The organism is Clostridium puniceum (assembly GCF_002006345.1).
In the GTDB taxonomy this organism is placed as follows: domain Bacteria; phylum Bacillota; class Clostridia; order Clostridiales; family Clostridiaceae; genus Clostridium; species Clostridium puniceum.
Window position 1 is genome coordinate 1 of sequence record NZ_LZZM01000242.1, and the last position, 16,491, is coordinate 16,491.

Sequence of the window (16,491 nt, forward strand, 5' to 3'; positions counted from 1 at the left end):
AGAATATTTACCCAGTGATATTCTTATACAAGATAGTGGTAATGGGATAGAAGGTACAGCTCTAAAAAAAGTACTTCCTATATCATTCACTCCTAAATATATGATAGTAAATATTCAAAGTATACAAATTTGCATAAATTTTGTTGAACATACTATATTTGCAAATATGTATAATGATCATACAGAAACAAAGGCCACATTGAATGCTACTAATAACACGTATGTATATTCAGCTAGTACAGCTAGTAGGTATTTTGAATATAGTGATTATGGGAAAAGAATTGATATATGGGAACGTAGCATAACAGGACCACTTACGCCTTGCTACCTTGATATAATATATTAAGAAAATTTCGTAAACTTATAAGTAATAGAATAGTACAAATTAAGTGCTTTTTTTATTGCTTATTTTTAGATTATATTTAATCTTGTAAAAATTACTAAAATTCTTAGATATAAAGGAATTTGTATTACGATTTTTATTGGATTAAATTGGGAAATGAATTAGAATTATAAGTGAACATGTTCACAATAGGATGAATAAAGGAGAATTGATTTATGAAGAAATATTTAAAAAAGTTTAGCGTAATGTTTGTAATGTCTTTGATATTAGTTTTGGGAAGTTGTATTAGTGTGTTTGCCACAGAGGATACGTATACTGAGAATTTGATACCAACTATGACAAGTGATTCAAGCCCAAGTGGACAGGTGTCATTCAGTTCAAAATGGAGTAGAAGTTGGTCTGGATATTACGCATTTGATAAAGTGTTAGATGATACCGCAAATGGCCATCCTAACGGATGGAGTACTGCTAAAGGATATCAAAATGGATGGCTAGCATATGAATTTGATGAACCAAAACAAATCTGTAAGTATACAATAACAGCATGTACAGGATATAACAACACTTCTCCTAAATCATGGGATTTTCAGGGATCAAATGATAAAGGAAATACTTGGAGTCGTTTAGACTCAAGGAATAATGAAACGGAATGGAAAGACGGAGAAAAAAGAATATATACCTTTAACAATAGTAAAAAATATAAAGTATATAGAATAAATGTTTATACATCAAATCCTTATCAAGATCAAGCAGCACAATGTACAATTTCACAATTAGAAATGATGGAAAAAATATCAGTATTAGCTAGTAATATTGAGTTAAATAAAATAGCAGACATTTTACAAATTGGACAAACAGATACTTTAGTTGCGACCACAACTCCATCATCAGTAGGAATAACGTGGAAATCAAGTGATGAATCAATAGCAACAGTAGATTCTAATGGAAAAGTTACAGCAGTAAAAGAAGGACAAGCAACAATAACAGCTAAAATTAAAGATTCTGATATAAAAGCTATTTGTGTTGTTACTGTAACACCAAAAGGTACAGACCCTAATCCAACTGAACCAACAACAGGTGATACTAATTTATTCATAGAGTTAGTAGATGGACAAATAAAGAGTTATAGTGTATCTAATGATGAAATTGCTAAATTTAAGCAATGGTATATAGATAGAGATATTACTAAATCAAACAAGCCGTATTATGAATTTACAAAAGATGCTTATAAAGACTATGTAATACATGATAAAATAGATTGGTTTGAAGTAAGATAATAAAATATTAAAGTTTATATAAGGCATTTGCAGAGATGTAGGTGTCTTATAATGTTGCACAATAGCAAGATATGGAGTAGAAACTAAATAAGAAGTATATGTAATAATCAGCACCATGAAGGTGTTTTTTTATTGATAATTTTTAGATATAGAAAAATTATAAGAAAACTATAGAAAGTCTATAAGAAATAAGCGATTAGGGGGTTTATAATAATAATAAGGAACTAATGATAAAGCATTCTTTAATATAAAGAAGTATTAAATACTAATGATAAAAAATAAAGTTTAGATATTGCAATATCACAATTAAAAAGTTAATACATGAAGTAGATAGATTAGAAAAATCAATTATTAAATCTATAATTTAGATAATTTTAGGAGGTATAAACATGGAAAATGAAACAAATTTAACAGAAAACAAATTAAGTATGACAGCCACACCAATTGAAGGGAAAAACTATGTACACCTTGAATGGACAAACCTTGGAGCTGGATATAAATATATAGTTTATTCAAAAGAACAGGACGAAAAAATTTACCAAAGTATCCCATCAAAAACTAGTGTTAGAGTATTAAATGTATATCCGGGTTTAGGAAAAAATTTGAAGGAATGGATGGAAAAACCCAATGGTGAAAGTGCTAATGGATATGGAAAGGGCTTAATATCAGTTGATGAAGTAGATATTGAAAAATTCAATATCAATCCAATGGATAATTTAAAAGATAACAGTGGAAATTGGAAGTATGATGTTATTTATTTTGGTGGATATGATTCAAATAATAATAGAGATATATCTGCAACAGCAAAGTATTTAGTTGAATCATATATAAAAGAAGGATATGGAGTTTTGTTTGGACATGATACAATTACTTCTGCATTATCCAATAGTGGTTTTAATAGTCTTGAAAGTTATTTAAATATTAATATCAATAGTAGTGCTGGATATTTTGGAAATAAGGAGATAAAAGTTGTGAAAGATGGTTTACTTACCAATTATCCTTGGTCAGTAGGGCAGTTAGAAACTAAATTAACAATTCCACTAAGCCATAGTACATCCCAGTTTGCAATGGGAGATATTTGGATGAAATACACTTCTAACAGTTTAAACAGTAGTAGTGAAGTTTCAAATTTAAATGGTAAAACAGGTACTACAAATTTTTATCTTACAACTTGGAATAACTGTGCAATGATTCAAACAGGTCATTCAAATGGAGCTGCAACACCGGATGAGCAAAAATTACTTGCAAATACATTATTCTATTTAGCACAATTAACTAATAATACTTCTTGTGATGATCACAAAGGTCAAGATTTAACAGCACCAGATAAAGTAATTATTAGCGGTGCATCAAATGATGATAGAAACTTAAATATAATTTATTCTAAGCCTAATGACAATGGAACAAAGTATGATTATTATGTAAAAGCTACAAATGGAAATGCGACTGATGATATAACTTCGAATACAGTTTCAGCGGTAAATACTTCAGGAATTGCTGGATATTCATATGTTGTAGACAATATAGAAAATACAGAATCAGATAATAAGGTTATTAATACAGATTTATCCATATCAGCACCATTATCAGGATTAGATTTATTTAAACCTATATATGTTCATATTAAAGCTATAGATAATGCAGGAAACGCTTCAGAAACTACTCATTATGAATATAAATATATAACTAGCTTAAATTTAAATAAGTCATCATTGAATTTAAATACTGGAGATACACAAAATCTAATAGCCACAACAACACCAGCAGGAATGCAAGTAACATGGACGTCAAGTGATCCTTCAGTAGCTACAGTAGATTCAAATGGGAATGTAACTGGAGTAAAAGAAGGACAGGCAACAATAACAGTAAATACAGTACAAGGCAATTTAAGTGCAACATGTATAGTAACTGTAATAGAAAAGCCAACACAACTAGTTAATACTGCTTATGCAAAAGGCGATAACACGAATACTGCGAGTGGTGAGATTCCAACTATATTCAATGGATTGGCAGAAACGACATTAAGTGTTGTAAAAACATCTGATGCAAAGACTGTATGTGTAGGTGACACATTTACGTACACTATATTAGTTACCAATACAGATTTAAAGACAGCTGAAAAAGTAGTTATCAAGGATGATGCTCCTAAGCATATTAAGTTTACAACTAGTGGAATAATAACTACTCAAGGTGAAGTAGATTCAAGTTCAACATCTTCAAATATTGTAGTTAATGTTGGTAACATTCTTCCTTCAGGAACAGTCACAATTACAATACCTGCAACTGTAGTTCTTTAAGTATATAGATTGATTTGAATTAGAAGAAGATAAATTAAATATTACCTATTTTCAAAGACACTTACAGAAATGTGAGTGTCTTTTGTTATACAAAATAAAATGAAACTAGGAAGGTGACACATGAATGAAGTAAATATAATTATAGGGATGGCTTCAACTTTAATTGGAATTTTAGTTGGAGCTATTGGACTTAAAAGAACATTTAAAAATGATATTAAAGAGGAAAGTAATTCGCAAACAAAATTTGAAATGCAACTTAATTATATATCAAGGGGTATTGATGATATAAGGCTTGAGTTAAAGGCACAGGATAACAAAATTAACAGACTTAGTGAAAAGGTTGCAAGGTTAGAAGAAAGCCTAAAATCAGCACATAAAAGAATAGATGATTTAGAGAAAGAAGGAATGTAAAAATGTTAACTTTAGATTTAAAGACAAGATTTAAAAACAAAACTTTTATACTTTCAATGTTAGGAGCAATAGTATTACTTATTCAACAATTAGGATTTAAAGATTTAATTCCGTCTAATTGGTCAGATATAGTAAATACTGTACTTTCTATTTTAGTTATGTTGGGAATAGTTATAGATACTTCCACTCCTGGCGTTTCAGATAAAGTTATTCAAGATGTGACAATACAGGCTATTAATAAAGCAACAGAGATCAAAGAAGAAGTCAAAACAGAAGCTACTACAACAGCAATAAATAATACAGTTACAGAGAATAGCTATGTCGCACCTACAGATAATTTAAATGCTAGTGCAAAAATTAATGTAGATGTTCCAGTAGAATAAGAAGGGGGTATATTAATATGGAATGGAAATGGTGTCTAGTAGATGGAAATACAAATAATCTCCTAACAGGTTGGAAAGAAGTAGAAGGCAAGTGGTATTACCTTAATCTTAATGGAACAATGTTAACTGGTTGGCTACAGCATAAAAACAAATGGTATTACTTAAATTCCAATGGAGTAATGTCGTGTGATTGTGTACAAACTATAGATGATAAAGAATATAAATTTGATTCTAATGGAGCATTAATTGAAAGTTTTGTTTCAGATGAATGCATTGATTTCATAAAGTCATGGGAAGGCTTCTCAGCAACTCCATATTATGATGAAGTTGGAGTATTAACATTAGGTTATGGAATGACAGGAGAAGAAATACAGGGTATTACAGAGGTTGCAGAAGGTCAAGCAACGACTATGCTTAAAGATTGGATTAATAATAAGTATGCTCCAGTAATTAAATCAGATTTAGATTCTAGAGGAATAACTTTAAAGCAAAATGAATTTGATGCTTTAGTAAGTTTTGCATATAATTGCGGTACTGGTGGATTGTTAAATTCAACATTATATAGGCGTATATGTGAAGGTATTAGAGATAATAGTTTAATTAATAATTTTCAAGCTTGGTCAAATGGTGGAGGAAGAAGAATAGAAGGTCTTTTCAGAAGAAGGACAAAAGAGGCAGCTATTTTTCTAAATGGAGATTATACTGGAAATGTATAATGTGATATAATTCATTTGGCTAAATTGCACAATAGCCATTAATTTAGAGGGTATAGGAGCTAATCTTGTACCCTTTATTTTTTTGTGGAAATGTTCCACAAATTATAGTATTATGTAAATATAACCAAATAAAAGAACCCATATCATGAAATTGCAGTTCATTGGGTTCAATCTATAATAGAGATTATACAATATCCTCTATTATAGATTGAATTTTAATAATTGTATAAAGAAATTAATAGGGGGGAAAAATGAAAATAGATGAATATATAAATTTAATTGAGAGTACATTAAAATATGAAACTCCGAATTATATTTTACAAAAGATAATAAATGATTTGAGAAAAAATGGAGTCGCTAAATATAAGGATGATGAAAATGGAACTAAAGTAAAAATTGATTCAGATTGGGATAGAATCAAAAGGATTTGTGAATGTCTTAAAGAAAAACCTGAAAGTACAATTCAATATATAGAAAATGCATTAATTAACAAAGGATATAGGTATTAAATTTATTATAAGTGCTCTGAGTTTAAAATTGAAGATACATATGGAAGTTATAATCTATACGATAATTACTTACCAATAGCCATAAAAGATATAGATGATTTTTCAAAGCCTATATTAAAAGATGAAATAGAGAGAATTATAATAAAATTTGAAAAATCAATAGATCCATTTTATCCTGAAACCAATAAAACTGAAAGCATATTAGATTCAACTCTATGGATTTACCATAAGAATTTAGGAATATTAGAGTTTAGATTTAACAATATAGCACTAAAAGGTGATGATGATTACTATCAGAGAACTTTAAATGCTCAATTAGATATATTAAGAAATAGACATAAACTTACTATTAAAGAATTTAGAACAAGCGAAGTCATTAATGAAATTGTTACAAATAGAAAGCAAGAAGTGCATTTAATTTGCCAAGATTTAGGGTTGATGAAAAACAGCTCAGCTAAGCTTAAAGTAGGAAATAATATGGTTATGCCATTTATAGGAGATTTGGAAGAAATAATAGAAAATAATAGAGAGTTATTAAATTCAACGAAGGAAGCCAAACAAGTAGCACAACTATTTATTGAGTATATAAATAATATTAAAGAAAATGCAAAATATAAAACTAGATTATTATCGTGGTATGATAATAATGAGAATTCGAATTTAAATATAAATGTAACTTTCAGTTATAGAGATAAGAGTTATGATTTGTATAATTTTCTTGAAATAAAAAAAATAGATATGGAGGCGATGAATTATGCAATTGAATATATCTACCAAGTTTTTTCCGATATTAGAAATAATAAGTGAAGAAAAAATTGATAAGCTCATTAAATTTTTGAAATTTAATGAGAATTCAAGAATATCATGTAATGATATTGCTAATAAATTAGATATACCATTTGCAGATTCAAAAGAAATAATCTATATATTACTAAAAAACAATGTTTTAGAAATAAATTTTAAAGTAATGTGTGAGGACGAATATAATACTAGTAAATCAATTTATTATGATGCATTTGAAGATATACCTGACGAAATATGTGAGAATTGTGATAAAAAATGTGAAATATTAAGAAATGTAATTATTGTTTATAAAGTTATTAATGGAGATTTACAAAGTGAGTAGTACATTAGTTAGTGATGAAGAACAATTAGAGAAATTATACGATACTTTTTTGTATCTAGATAAAAAAGATCCTACGATGTTAAAAAGAATAGCATTCAAGAAAGGAAATTACAAAACTCCTGAAATTAATGCATTATATAATAAGATTGTAGAAATGCATGAGGCTCCTGAGAATTACAAAAAAGTCAAAGCCAAAACTAGAGGAGATTTATTTGAAGAATTAACTAAACAAATTACAATAAAAACAAATTTGTTTGATTTGTTTGATAATATTACAAGCGATACAAATGAATATGATATAGTTATAAAGTTAAGCGATTTTGCTAAAATAACTTTAAAAAATATTATTCCGGATATATTTCACCAACCGATAATTTGTGAATGTAAAAATTATCAACAGCCAGTTAATGTAACGTGGATAGGCAAGCTTTATATGTTACTTGCAATGTCCAAAATTAAAGTTGGAATAATATTTTCTTATGAGGGCATAACTGGAGAGAAAGAGAAAAGTTGGACTGATGCATGGGGATTAATAAGAAAAATTTATTTAAAAGACGAAATAGCAATAATAGATATTAGTAAAATTGAAATAAAGAGAATAATCGATGGAGAAAATTTTTGTGACATAGTAGAAGAAAAATATCTTGAACTAAAAACTATGACAAGTAATTTAGAAAAAAGCAAAATATATCATCCTTCTTGTGAAAAGGTAGACGAGTTATTAGAAAAAATAAAAACAGAGATTAACATTTAATATTGTATAAGCCAGAAGCAGTAGCCAGGAGCAATCCGCTACTGCTTATTTTAGTTCAAAATTCATTCACATAATATGTTATAATTAATGGGCAATGGTAAACGATAGCGAAGAAACGATTTTACAAATGTGCAGTTTTAAAATATAACTGGAGGTGGGCATTGTGGAGAATATTGAATTTAAAAAATTTAGTGAGTTTCAACGAGGAATTATGTTTGAACTACTAAAAGATGCATATTCATTTGAAAGCAGATATGAAAAGACGTGGATAACTCAATGGAAAGAAGAAGATGATTTTTTCTATGATAATTTACATATAGCAGATGAATGTGGTTTTGTTACAACTTTGAATGATATTCCAATTGGTTTTATATGCTGGGACCCAAGGTCTATGCCAGAATACATAGAAGTTTGTCATAATTGCATTGCAACGGAGTATAAAGGAAACAAATTTGGGAAAATGCAATTGCAAGAGGCTGTCAAACGACTTGTTAATAAGAATGTTAAAAAACTTATAGTTACCACAGATGAACGATTGGTACCAGCACAAAAGAATTATGAAAGCGTTGGCTTTAAATTTGTTCAAAAGCGTGAGAATGGATGGAATGAAGAGTATGCTGGAAAATTGATGGATTATGAAATGTATTGTAACAAAGAAAATTCTAATTCGTAGATTAAATTACTTCGTATTTTTCAGATATGACGAATTATCAACAAAGTTATCAATATGTTGTACACAGAAAAAAGGTATAAAACGAAAGAAAGTGAGTTTTGGTGAGGGTTTGGTACTTGTGATACACTCTCTCACTAAAGATAATATATGTAGTCTATGTATAAAACGCCATGACAAGGGGCTTAAAGTACCTTGCACACTAGATATTCTTTGAAAGGAGAGCATTATGAAAATTATTGAGACAGAAAGATTGTATCTGAGGGAATTGCAAATTGATGACACAAAAGAATTAATGAAAGTACTTTCTGATCCAGAATCTATGCAATACTCGCTTGATCCTTTTAGTGAAAAAAGGACAGAAGAGTGGATTCAATGGAATATTGAAAACTATAAAAAATATAAACACGGACTATGGGCTGTAATATTAAAAGAAGGCGATGTGTTTATTGGAGATTGTGGCATAACAATGCAAGATATAGGCGGTGAGACTGTACCAGAGATTGGTTTTCATATTATTAAAGAATATTGTAATAACGGATTTGCAACTGAAGCTGCCCTTGCCTGTAAGAAATATGCATTTGAAATTTTGCATTATACTAAGATATTTTCATATTCTACAGTGAGGAATATTCCATCACAAACAGTTGCTAAGAAGATTGGCATGCATGTTTACAAATATTTTAAAAAAAATGGTAAAAAACAAATCGCTCATGCTGCAAGTAAAAATTAGTTCGCAAACGTAAACTATTATGAAGTATGATATTAGTATCATAAAAATAAAAGTTGAACTATATTTATGGAAAGGATATACATTTAGATGGATAATAATGTTTTATGGTATTTAGAAGAACAAATTGAGAGAACTATAAATAATTTAAGAAAACGTAATATGGCAGGTTTTTTCGTCAAGAATGATGTTGAATTAAAAGGACTTTTAAAAGAACTTATAGATGAAAATTCTGTAGTGGGTGTAGGTGATTCAATGACACTCTTTGAAACAGGTGCTATAGATTTTTTGCGTAAAGGGAATTACACTTTTTTAGATAAGTACAGAGAAGGTATCACAAGTGAAGAAAAAAAACAAATCTATATAGAAAACTTTTCTGCTGATACTTTTATCTGTAGTACAAATGCCTTAACCGAAGAGGGAGAACTTTACAATATTGATGGTAATGGAAGCAGAGTTGCACCAATGATTTATGGACCTAAGCAGGTTATTTTAGTAACTGGTATAAATAAGATTGTTAAGAGCATAGAAGAAGCAGAAAAAAGAGTTAGAAATTACTCTGCTCCAATTGACGCAAAAAGATTAGGGAAAAACACTCCATGTACTACTTTAGGCTATTGTGTAGATTGTAAAAGTCCCAATAGAATATGTAATGATTTTACAATAATTAGAGGGCAGTTTATCAAAGATAGGATAAAAGTAATTATCATAGGAAAGCAGTTAGGATATTAATTATTTATTTCGAAATGTTTCATAAATCATGAATTATCAACACTATTCATTAACAGGGCCAATAAAAAAGAAGGATCATATAAAATATAACCCAACTTAAAAAAACATTCTTTGAGAGAAAATAAGTAACGTACTATATATTATATTAAACATTTTCTAATAAATACCTAAAGGTAATAAGTTATATTTAATGGAAATAACAAAGGCAGTAGCTAGAATAAATAAACTACTGCCTATTTCTTATTAGCCTAATACAAAAGATTCACAATCAGTACATTCTTTGTCTTTAGGACTTGATTCATGAGTCCCAACCTTTATTTTACTTAATGTACAATAGTCATCTTCTTTGCAATGATGTTTACACACTTTTACAGAACAGCCAATACTTTCGTTATGTTTCATATCAATCACTCCTAAAAATTATTTTCTATAATATTGTTTGAAAAAATTAGATTTTTATACATTAAAGTTTATTTAAAATTGAATCAAAAAAAGAGCGGTAGATGGGGAAGCAATCCAACTACCGCTTTAGTATTTTTCATACGAGCATTGAAAAATGAAAAATAATAAATAGTAATATATTATATTAAAGTGAATGGAAAGTGTTACTTAAGCTATAGAAAAGATAGAATTATAAATATTATAGATAATATTTATTTATGTATAATAATATGTTAATATTAAGATGCAAACATAAAGAGCAACACTTAGCTCTAGCCCATGTTTACCCTATTTATTATGCAGTCGATAAATTGGCTGCATTTTTTGTTGAAAAAATAAGATGTAATTAAGGCAGTAGAAGAAATGGAGCAACTACCGCCTTAATCTATTCACACATATACAATGAAAGGTATTGGCTAAGGAGGAAAACTTAATCGAATACTAGTATATTAGAGTGTATAAAAATTTTAACAACACAAAATTCTACCACACTTATATTATATAAAGCCATAATAAAAGTGCTACTTAATAATAAAGAAATTATTGAATATTTTGAATAGCAACATCATATATATAGAAAGAACGGAAAGCTTCTAGATTAAGACTTACTACTAAACCAAAAAGATGCAGTCATTAATTTGGCTGTATTTTTTGTCCAAATGAAAAAGGCAGAGCTGAAGCTCCACCAGTCCATTTTGCAATTTTATTTTAACATTCATAAATTAATATTGAAAGAGGGAGTATTTGAGCAATGATCTAAATACTTCCTCTTTTGAATGTTGGATAGAAAAATTATGAACACAATAGAATTATTGACAAATGATTCTACTATTATACAATTATACTATACATATTTAAAAGATAAAGGTGAGGGATAACTTATGCTAAAAATAATGAAAGAAAAAGAAGTTGTGATATCCAAAATTCTAAGCGATACACAGGAAAAATTGCAAAAAATTTTTGAGGATGAATTTAAGGATTTTGATGTAGTCATAGTAAAAAGTGAATCATTTCGTGACGTGTTAGAATTGCAAAAAGGTAAGAAAATAATAAAATTTATTTTAGCTTCTAAAAGATATGATTCGGGGAAAGAAAATAAACACACTGAGGGATTATACTTTAAAAAGTCTCCTAAAAGTGGAATGGATTTTAGTGAAAAGGAATTTAAAGAAATTCAAAGAAGGCTGCAAGTTTTATATGAGAAATAGAAATCTTGAAGACAAATGAGTAGATATCACATGCAGGTATCGTAAATATGTGCATGACTTATATTGAAAATAAAAGCTGGAATTTAATTTAATCCCAGCTTTAGTCATTTTCCTTTATGTTGTAATGATCTTTTATTATTTTTGCAACCATATTGCTTATGGTTCTATCTTCGTATGCTGCTTCTTCGGCTATTTTTTTATAAACTTCCTTTGAGATTATAGTAGTAACTTTAGTATTTTTTTTACTAATCATTTTCCATCACCTATAACTGATTATACAGATGGTTCGGAACTCTGTGGGTTAAGTTCCGAAGGGTTCGGAACTATTGAAGCAAAGAGTTACTATTCTTTTTGAATACTTTCTACAAAATGAAGATATATTTTTGTATGCTCAATTTCAAGTTCTTTTGATAATTTTAAAATCAATTTTACTGGTGGATTGCATAAATCAGGATGATTTTCTAGTTTGCATAGATAACAGTTGCTAATTAATAATTTCTTAGCCATTTTATTTTGTGCTATTTTTAATTTCATTCGTTCTTCTTTCAACATACAAGCACCTCATTCTATAAAATAAATATACTTTTACAAACATTTATTTTAATTATACCAAATGTGCGTTTTTTCGACAATATTTTTGGGCGAAAATAGACTAGATATATATTTAAAGTATATTCTAGCCAGTAGTTAAATATTTTTATTATCAATCATAAATTTATTTATAGAATAGAATTAAAATTCATTATTGTTAAAAATTTCTACATTAATATATAACTAAATTCATTTACATTATATACATCATATAGTATGTAATGAATTTTGTCTCCTAGATATATTAAGTAGCGAAAAAGATTGTGTTTTAGAAAAAGTCGAAAGTAATTTACAAATTAGAGCGTTATATAAAAAATTAGTTGAATCATTAACTAAACGTGAAAGTTCGATTTTAATAATGAGATATGGGTTAATAGATGGAAAATGCAAAACTCAAAGAGAAATAGCTGTAAATTTAGGTATTTCACGTTCTTATGTATCAAGAATAGAAAAAAAAGCATTAAAAAAGCTGAAAAAAGAATTGCTTATAAAAAATTAAAAATATTGACATACTTAGAATAAGGGTGCTATTTTAAAATAGTAACCTTATTTTTATATAAAATACTAAAATTACCAATGGAATTAGAATGGATGGAGAGGAATTTGTGGCAAAGATAGATAAATTATTAGACTATATAGACATACAATATGTATCTGATATTCATATAACATCAGGCTTAAGTCCAATGGTGCGTATAGATGGAAAATTAGTAAAAGCACACGAAGATGTTATTCCGCATGAAGTGGTTGGAGAATATATTAAAGATTTAATCCCAGATAAATATGAAGAATTTTTAGAAAAGGGTGAAATAGATTTTAAGTATAATGGATTAGAAAAATGTAATTTTAGAGTTAATGTTTATAGGTGTAAAGAAAGTTATTCTATATGTATGCGTGTTATTAATTTAGCCATACCTAAACTTAAAAATTTATCAAATGTGCCTGCTTTAAAAGCTTTCACAGAGTTGAAAGACGGATTAGTTTTAGTTACAGGGGCCACAGGATCAGGTAAAAGTACAACTCTTGCGGCAATGGTAAATGAAATAAATATGACTGAAAAAAAGCATATAATTACATTAGAAGAGCCAATAGAATATATATATAAATCTAATAATTCATTAGTAAATCAAAGGGAAGTTGGACAAGATACAAAAAGTTATGCAATGGGACTTAGAGCTGCACTTAGACAAGATCCGGATGTTATATTAATTGGAGAAATGAGAGATACTGAAACTATAGAAATAGCATTAAGAGCAGCACAAACAGGGCATTTGGTTTTTTCTACGCTACATAATATGGGAGCGGCAAATAGTATATATAGAATTATAAATTCATTTGAGGCTGGATATCAAAATGAGGTTAAAATTCAGTTGTCATCACTGCTTAGAGGTGTTATTTCGCAAACATTACTGCCAAAGGCTTCAGGTCAAGGAAGAACTGCAGCTATGGAAATAATGGTATGTACACCAAGCATAAAAAATCTTATTAGGGAAGGAAATTATGAACAAATTAATAGTTTTATTCAAATAGGGGCAAAGTTTGGAATGCAGACTATTGATATGGATTTAAAAAGACTAGTCAATAGTAATATTATATCAAGAGAGGAATATGAAAGTTGGATAAAAAATAATAAATAATAATAAATGCATGAATAAAAAGAGGATTTTTAGAAAATATGTTGAATATATTCCAATTGGTAGATTTTTTTTCAATCATAGAAGGGAAAGATTAATTATGCAACAAGATATAATTACGTCCTTAGATTTTGGGAGTAAGAAGTTGTCTGCAACTATAGCATTTAAAGGAAAAGAAGAACTAGAAATATTAGGAGTTAAATCTTGTAAATCAGTAGGAGTAGAAAAAGGATTATTAACTGACGTTGAAAAATGCAGAGAAGTTGTCATAAATTTATTAAAGGAGTTAGAAGAAAAGGCTAACAAACAAATTAAGAATGTTGCTATTGGAATTTCTTCAAATAAAGTTAGAATTTCAGAAACAACAGTTGCAATTGATCTAAATGAAGAAAAGGTCACTAGTGAGGATATAAGAAAAGCACTAAGAATGGGAAAAAAAAGTATCACTATAAGCAGTGATGAATCTGTTGTAGATATATTAATAAATTTTTATATTTTGGATGGAGTTGTAGTTCATAGAGATTTAATTAATTGGAAAGGCAGAAGGCTCGAATTAAATCTTACTTTAGTAATAGCTGAAACAAAAGAAATTGAAAAATATCATGAATTATTTAAGGAAGCTAAGTATAAAATCCAATTTGTAAAATTAAATGTATTAGCAGGAAAACAAATATTTTTAAATGAAAAAAATTCTATAGGAAATATAGCTTTAGTTGATATTGGTGCGGGCATTACTGATATAGCTTTATTTAATAATGGGATTACTAAAAGCTTAACGAATATTCCAATAGGTGGGAACAATATAACCAATGATTTAGCTATTTGTGGAGAATTTTCCTTTTTAGAAGCTGAAAATATGAAAAAGATATATTCCAGCAATTACAAAGCTTTATATTTAGACAATTCTCTTCAAGATGAAATCGAAGTAGGAACCGTTAAAGTGTCTAAAAAATTATTCTATGAAGTAGCAGATGCTAGGATAGAAGAAATATTAAATCATATTAATACAAAATTAAAAAACACTGGTCATTATGATAGAATTTGTAGTATAATTCTATATGGAGATGGTGTAACTTATTTTGAAGATATAAATGAAATCGTTCGTAAAATTTTCAAAATAAAAACTAAAGTCATAAGAAAAAATGATTTGGGAATAAAAAATTCAGAGAATATAACTTCGTTAGCAATAGCAAAAGAAGTATATGATAGATTAATTTTATTAGAGGATAGAAATGTAGTTCTAACTAATAAAAATAATGAAAATAACAATGAATATTTACACAATAATAAAAGTGAAAATCATATTATAAAAAAAATTAAAGGTTTTTTTGATAAGATTTTTTAAGGGGAGGAATTGTTTTGTTAGATTTTGAAACAGATATGCAGGAATTAACCAATATAAAAGTAATTGGTTGTGGTGGCGGTGGAAGTAACGCCGTAAATAGAATGATAGTTGAAGGTTTGAAAAATGTTGAGTTTATTGCAATAAATACAGACAAGCAAGCATTGATGCTTTCTAATGCAAATCAAAAAATTCAAATAGGTGAAAAATTAACAAAAGGTTTAGGTGCTGGTGCAAATCCTGAAATAGGAAAGAAAGCAGCAGAAGAAAGCAGAGAAGAAATTACAGCTTCTATTAAAGGTGCTAATATGGTATTTATTACTGCCGGTATGGGTGGCGGAACAGGAACTGGTGCAGCTCCTATCGTTGCAGAAATAGCTAAATCTATGGAGATATTAACTGTAGGAGTAGTTACAAAACCATTCCCTTTTGAAGGAAAAAGAAGAATGAGACATGCTGAAATGGGAATAGCAACATTAAAAGAAAAAGTTGATACATTAGTTATTATTCCAAATGAAAGACTACTGAATATGGCTGACAAGAAAACAACGCTGTTAGATTCATTCAAGTTAGCTGATGAAGTATTGAGACAAGGTGTACAGGCGATTTCTGATTTAATTACAATAACAGGTGTAATTAATGCTGACTTTGCAGATATAAAAGCTGTAATGCTTAATAAAGGATTAGCCCACATGGGTGTTGGTTTTGGTAAAGGTGATACTAGAACGCAAGATGCTGTTAGACAAGCAATATCATCTCCGCTTTTAGAAACATCAATAGATGGTGCAACAGATGTTATTATAAATTTCACTGGTGGAGCAGATCTTGGAGCATTAGAAGTATATGATGCTGCAGACGTTGTACGTGAAGCTGTTGATCCAGATGCAAATATAATTGTTGGAGCAGTAATAGACGAAACACTTACTGAAGAAATAAGAATAACTGTTATAGCAACTGGTTTTGAAAGTGAAAATAATAGAATTGGATTAAATTCAGTAGTAGAAGAGCCAAAGAAACAACAAGTACAAGAAATAAAAAAAGAAGAACCAGAAGTTGCAGTGGATGCAAAAGAACCAGAAAAAAGTTCTAATAATTTTGAAGAAGATGATTTAGATATACCTGTTTTTTTAAGAAGACAAAAGAGACACTAAGAAAAAAATATAATTTTCAATTCATAGAATAGAATGGATATTTGTTATAAAGTAGAACACTTTACAAATATCTATTCTATTTTTTTATATCTTAATTTATTTAAAAATTAAATATAAATTAAGATATATATGTTCTAAAAAATTTTGTTCATTAAGATTTAATTTCTATATTAGGT

20 protein-coding genes and 1 pseudogene are annotated in these 16,491 nt (G+C 28.4%); 18 read left to right on the top strand and 3 right to left on the bottom strand.

Annotated features, from left to right (window positions below):
- From CLPUN_RS27885 to CLPUN_RS26230, 13 genes are all read left to right on the top strand, one after another.
- The coding region (locus tag CLPUN_RS27885) for a hypothetical protein (protein ID WP_158078846.1) at positions 1–346 on the top strand (346 nt) is incomplete at its 5' end.
- A gap of 212 nt (positions 347–558) precedes the next feature.
- The gene (locus tag CLPUN_RS26175; protein WP_077850124.1) at positions 559–1,620 is read left to right on the top strand and encodes an Ig-like domain-containing protein; all 1,062 of its coding nucleotides are present in this window, start codon (positions 559–561) and stop codon (positions 1,618–1,620) included.
- 389 nt (positions 1,621–2,009) lie between these two features.
- A complete protein-coding gene (locus tag CLPUN_RS26180; RefSeq protein WP_077850125.1) occupies positions 2,010–3,917 on the top strand; it encodes an Ig-like domain-containing protein in 1,908 nt (635 codons plus the stop codon).
- 120 nt (positions 3,918–4,037) lie between these two features.
- The gene (locus tag CLPUN_RS26185) at positions 4,038–4,328 is read left to right on the top strand and encodes a hypothetical protein (RefSeq protein WP_077850126.1); all 291 of its coding nucleotides are present in this window, start codon (positions 4,038–4,040) and stop codon (positions 4,326–4,328) included.
- Positions 4,329–4,330: 2 nt separating this feature from the next.
- The gene (locus CLPUN_RS26190; RefSeq protein ID WP_077850127.1) at positions 4,331–4,711 is read left to right on the top strand and encodes a phage holin; all 381 of its coding nucleotides are present in this window, start codon (positions 4,331–4,333) and stop codon (positions 4,709–4,711) included.
- A gap of 17 nt (positions 4,712–4,728) precedes the next feature.
- On the top strand, positions 4,729–5,427 hold the full coding sequence (locus tag CLPUN_RS26195) for a lysozyme (protein ID WP_077850128.1): 699 nt from the start codon (positions 4,729–4,731) through the stop codon (positions 5,425–5,427).
- Positions 5,428–5,678: 251 nt separating this feature from the next.
- Positions 5,679–5,936 (top strand): hypothetical protein, encoded by a 258-nt coding sequence (locus CLPUN_RS26200; RefSeq protein WP_077850129.1) that lies wholly within the window; start codon positions 5,679–5,681, stop codon positions 5,934–5,936.
- A gap of 438 nt (positions 5,937–6,374) precedes the next feature.
- Positions 6,375–6,743, top strand: coding sequence for a hypothetical protein (locus CLPUN_RS26205; RefSeq protein WP_077850130.1), 369 nt, complete (start codon positions 6,375–6,377; stop codon positions 6,741–6,743).
- Complete coding sequence (locus tag CLPUN_RS26210; RefSeq protein WP_077850131.1) at positions 6,691–7,062, top strand: hypothetical protein; 372 nt, start codon at positions 6,691–6,693, stop codon at positions 7,060–7,062. The genes CLPUN_RS26205 and CLPUN_RS26210 overlap by 53 nt, the downstream gene beginning before the upstream one ends.
- On the top strand, positions 7,055–7,816 hold the full coding sequence (locus CLPUN_RS26215) for a hypothetical protein (protein WP_077850132.1): 762 nt from the start codon (positions 7,055–7,057) through the stop codon (positions 7,814–7,816). Before CLPUN_RS26210 ends, CLPUN_RS26215 begins: the two co-directional genes overlap by 8 nt.
- A 163-nt stretch (positions 7,817–7,979) precedes the next feature.
- Positions 7,980–8,489, top strand: a complete 510-nt coding sequence (locus tag CLPUN_RS26220) for a GNAT family N-acetyltransferase (protein ID WP_242954259.1) — start codon at positions 7,980–7,982, stop codon at positions 8,487–8,489.
- Positions 8,490–8,715: 226 nt separating this feature from the next.
- On the top strand, positions 8,716–9,219 hold the full coding sequence (locus CLPUN_RS26225; RefSeq protein WP_077850133.1) for a GNAT family N-acetyltransferase: 504 nt from the start codon (positions 8,716–8,718) through the stop codon (positions 9,217–9,219).
- An 87-nt stretch (positions 9,220–9,306) separates the two neighbouring features.
- Positions 9,307–9,948 (top strand): lactate utilization protein, encoded by a 642-nt coding sequence (locus tag CLPUN_RS26230; RefSeq protein WP_077850134.1) that lies wholly within the window; start codon positions 9,307–9,309, stop codon positions 9,946–9,948.
- Positions 9,949–10,191: 243 nt separating this feature from the next.
- On the opposite strand, the gene CLPUN_RS26235 is transcribed toward CLPUN_RS26230, so the two are convergent.
- Entirely contained in the window at positions 10,192–10,350 is a 159-nt protein-coding gene (locus CLPUN_RS26235; protein WP_077850135.1) for a DUF1540 domain-containing protein, read from the bottom strand.
- A gap of 920 nt (positions 10,351–11,270) precedes the next feature.
- Here CLPUN_RS26235 and CLPUN_RS26240 point away from each other — a divergent pair.
- Positions 11,271–11,597, top strand: coding sequence for a hypothetical protein (locus tag CLPUN_RS26240; protein ID WP_077850136.1), 327 nt, complete (start codon positions 11,271–11,273; stop codon positions 11,595–11,597).
- Between the two features lie 100 nt (positions 11,598–11,697).
- Here CLPUN_RS26240 and CLPUN_RS28315 read toward each other — a convergent pair whose 3' ends face one another.
- Together CLPUN_RS28315 and CLPUN_RS26245 are read right to left on the bottom strand one after the other, a co-directional pair.
- Positions 11,698–11,850 carry a hypothetical protein gene (locus CLPUN_RS28315; RefSeq protein ID WP_143329136.1) on the bottom strand — a complete coding sequence of 51 codons (153 nt, stop codon included), beginning with the start codon at positions 11,848–11,850 and terminating at the stop codon, positions 11,698–11,700.
- Positions 11,851–11,939: 89 nt separating this feature from the next.
- Positions 11,940–12,149 (bottom strand): helix-turn-helix domain-containing protein, encoded by a 210-nt coding sequence (locus CLPUN_RS26245; protein WP_077850137.1) that lies wholly within the window; start codon positions 12,147–12,149, stop codon positions 11,940–11,942.
- A gap of 259 nt (positions 12,150–12,408) precedes the next feature.
- Between CLPUN_RS26245 and CLPUN_RS26250 the strand changes: the two are divergent.
- The 4 genes and pseudogenes from CLPUN_RS26250 to ftsZ all read left to right on the top strand — a co-directional run.
- Positions 12,409–12,687, top strand: a pseudogene (locus tag CLPUN_RS26250) (sigma-70 family RNA polymerase sigma factor); the annotation flags it as partial.
- Between the two features lie 106 nt (positions 12,688–12,793).
- Positions 12,794–13,825 carry a type IV pilus twitching motility protein PilT gene (locus CLPUN_RS26255; RefSeq protein ID WP_077850139.1) on the top strand — a complete coding sequence of 344 codons (1,032 nt, stop codon included), beginning with the start codon at positions 12,794–12,796 and terminating at the stop codon, positions 13,823–13,825.
- Between the two features lie 97 nt (positions 13,826–13,922).
- Complete coding sequence (locus tag CLPUN_RS26260; protein WP_077850140.1) at positions 13,923–15,167, top strand: cell division FtsA domain-containing protein; 1,245 nt, start codon at positions 13,923–13,925, stop codon at positions 15,165–15,167.
- Between the two features lie 14 nt (positions 15,168–15,181).
- Positions 15,182–16,315 carry a cell division protein FtsZ gene (gene ftsZ, locus CLPUN_RS26265; protein ID WP_077850141.1) on the top strand — a complete coding sequence of 378 codons (1,134 nt, stop codon included), beginning with the start codon at positions 15,182–15,184 and terminating at the stop codon, positions 16,313–16,315.
- Positions 16,316–16,491 lie beyond the last annotated feature (176 nt).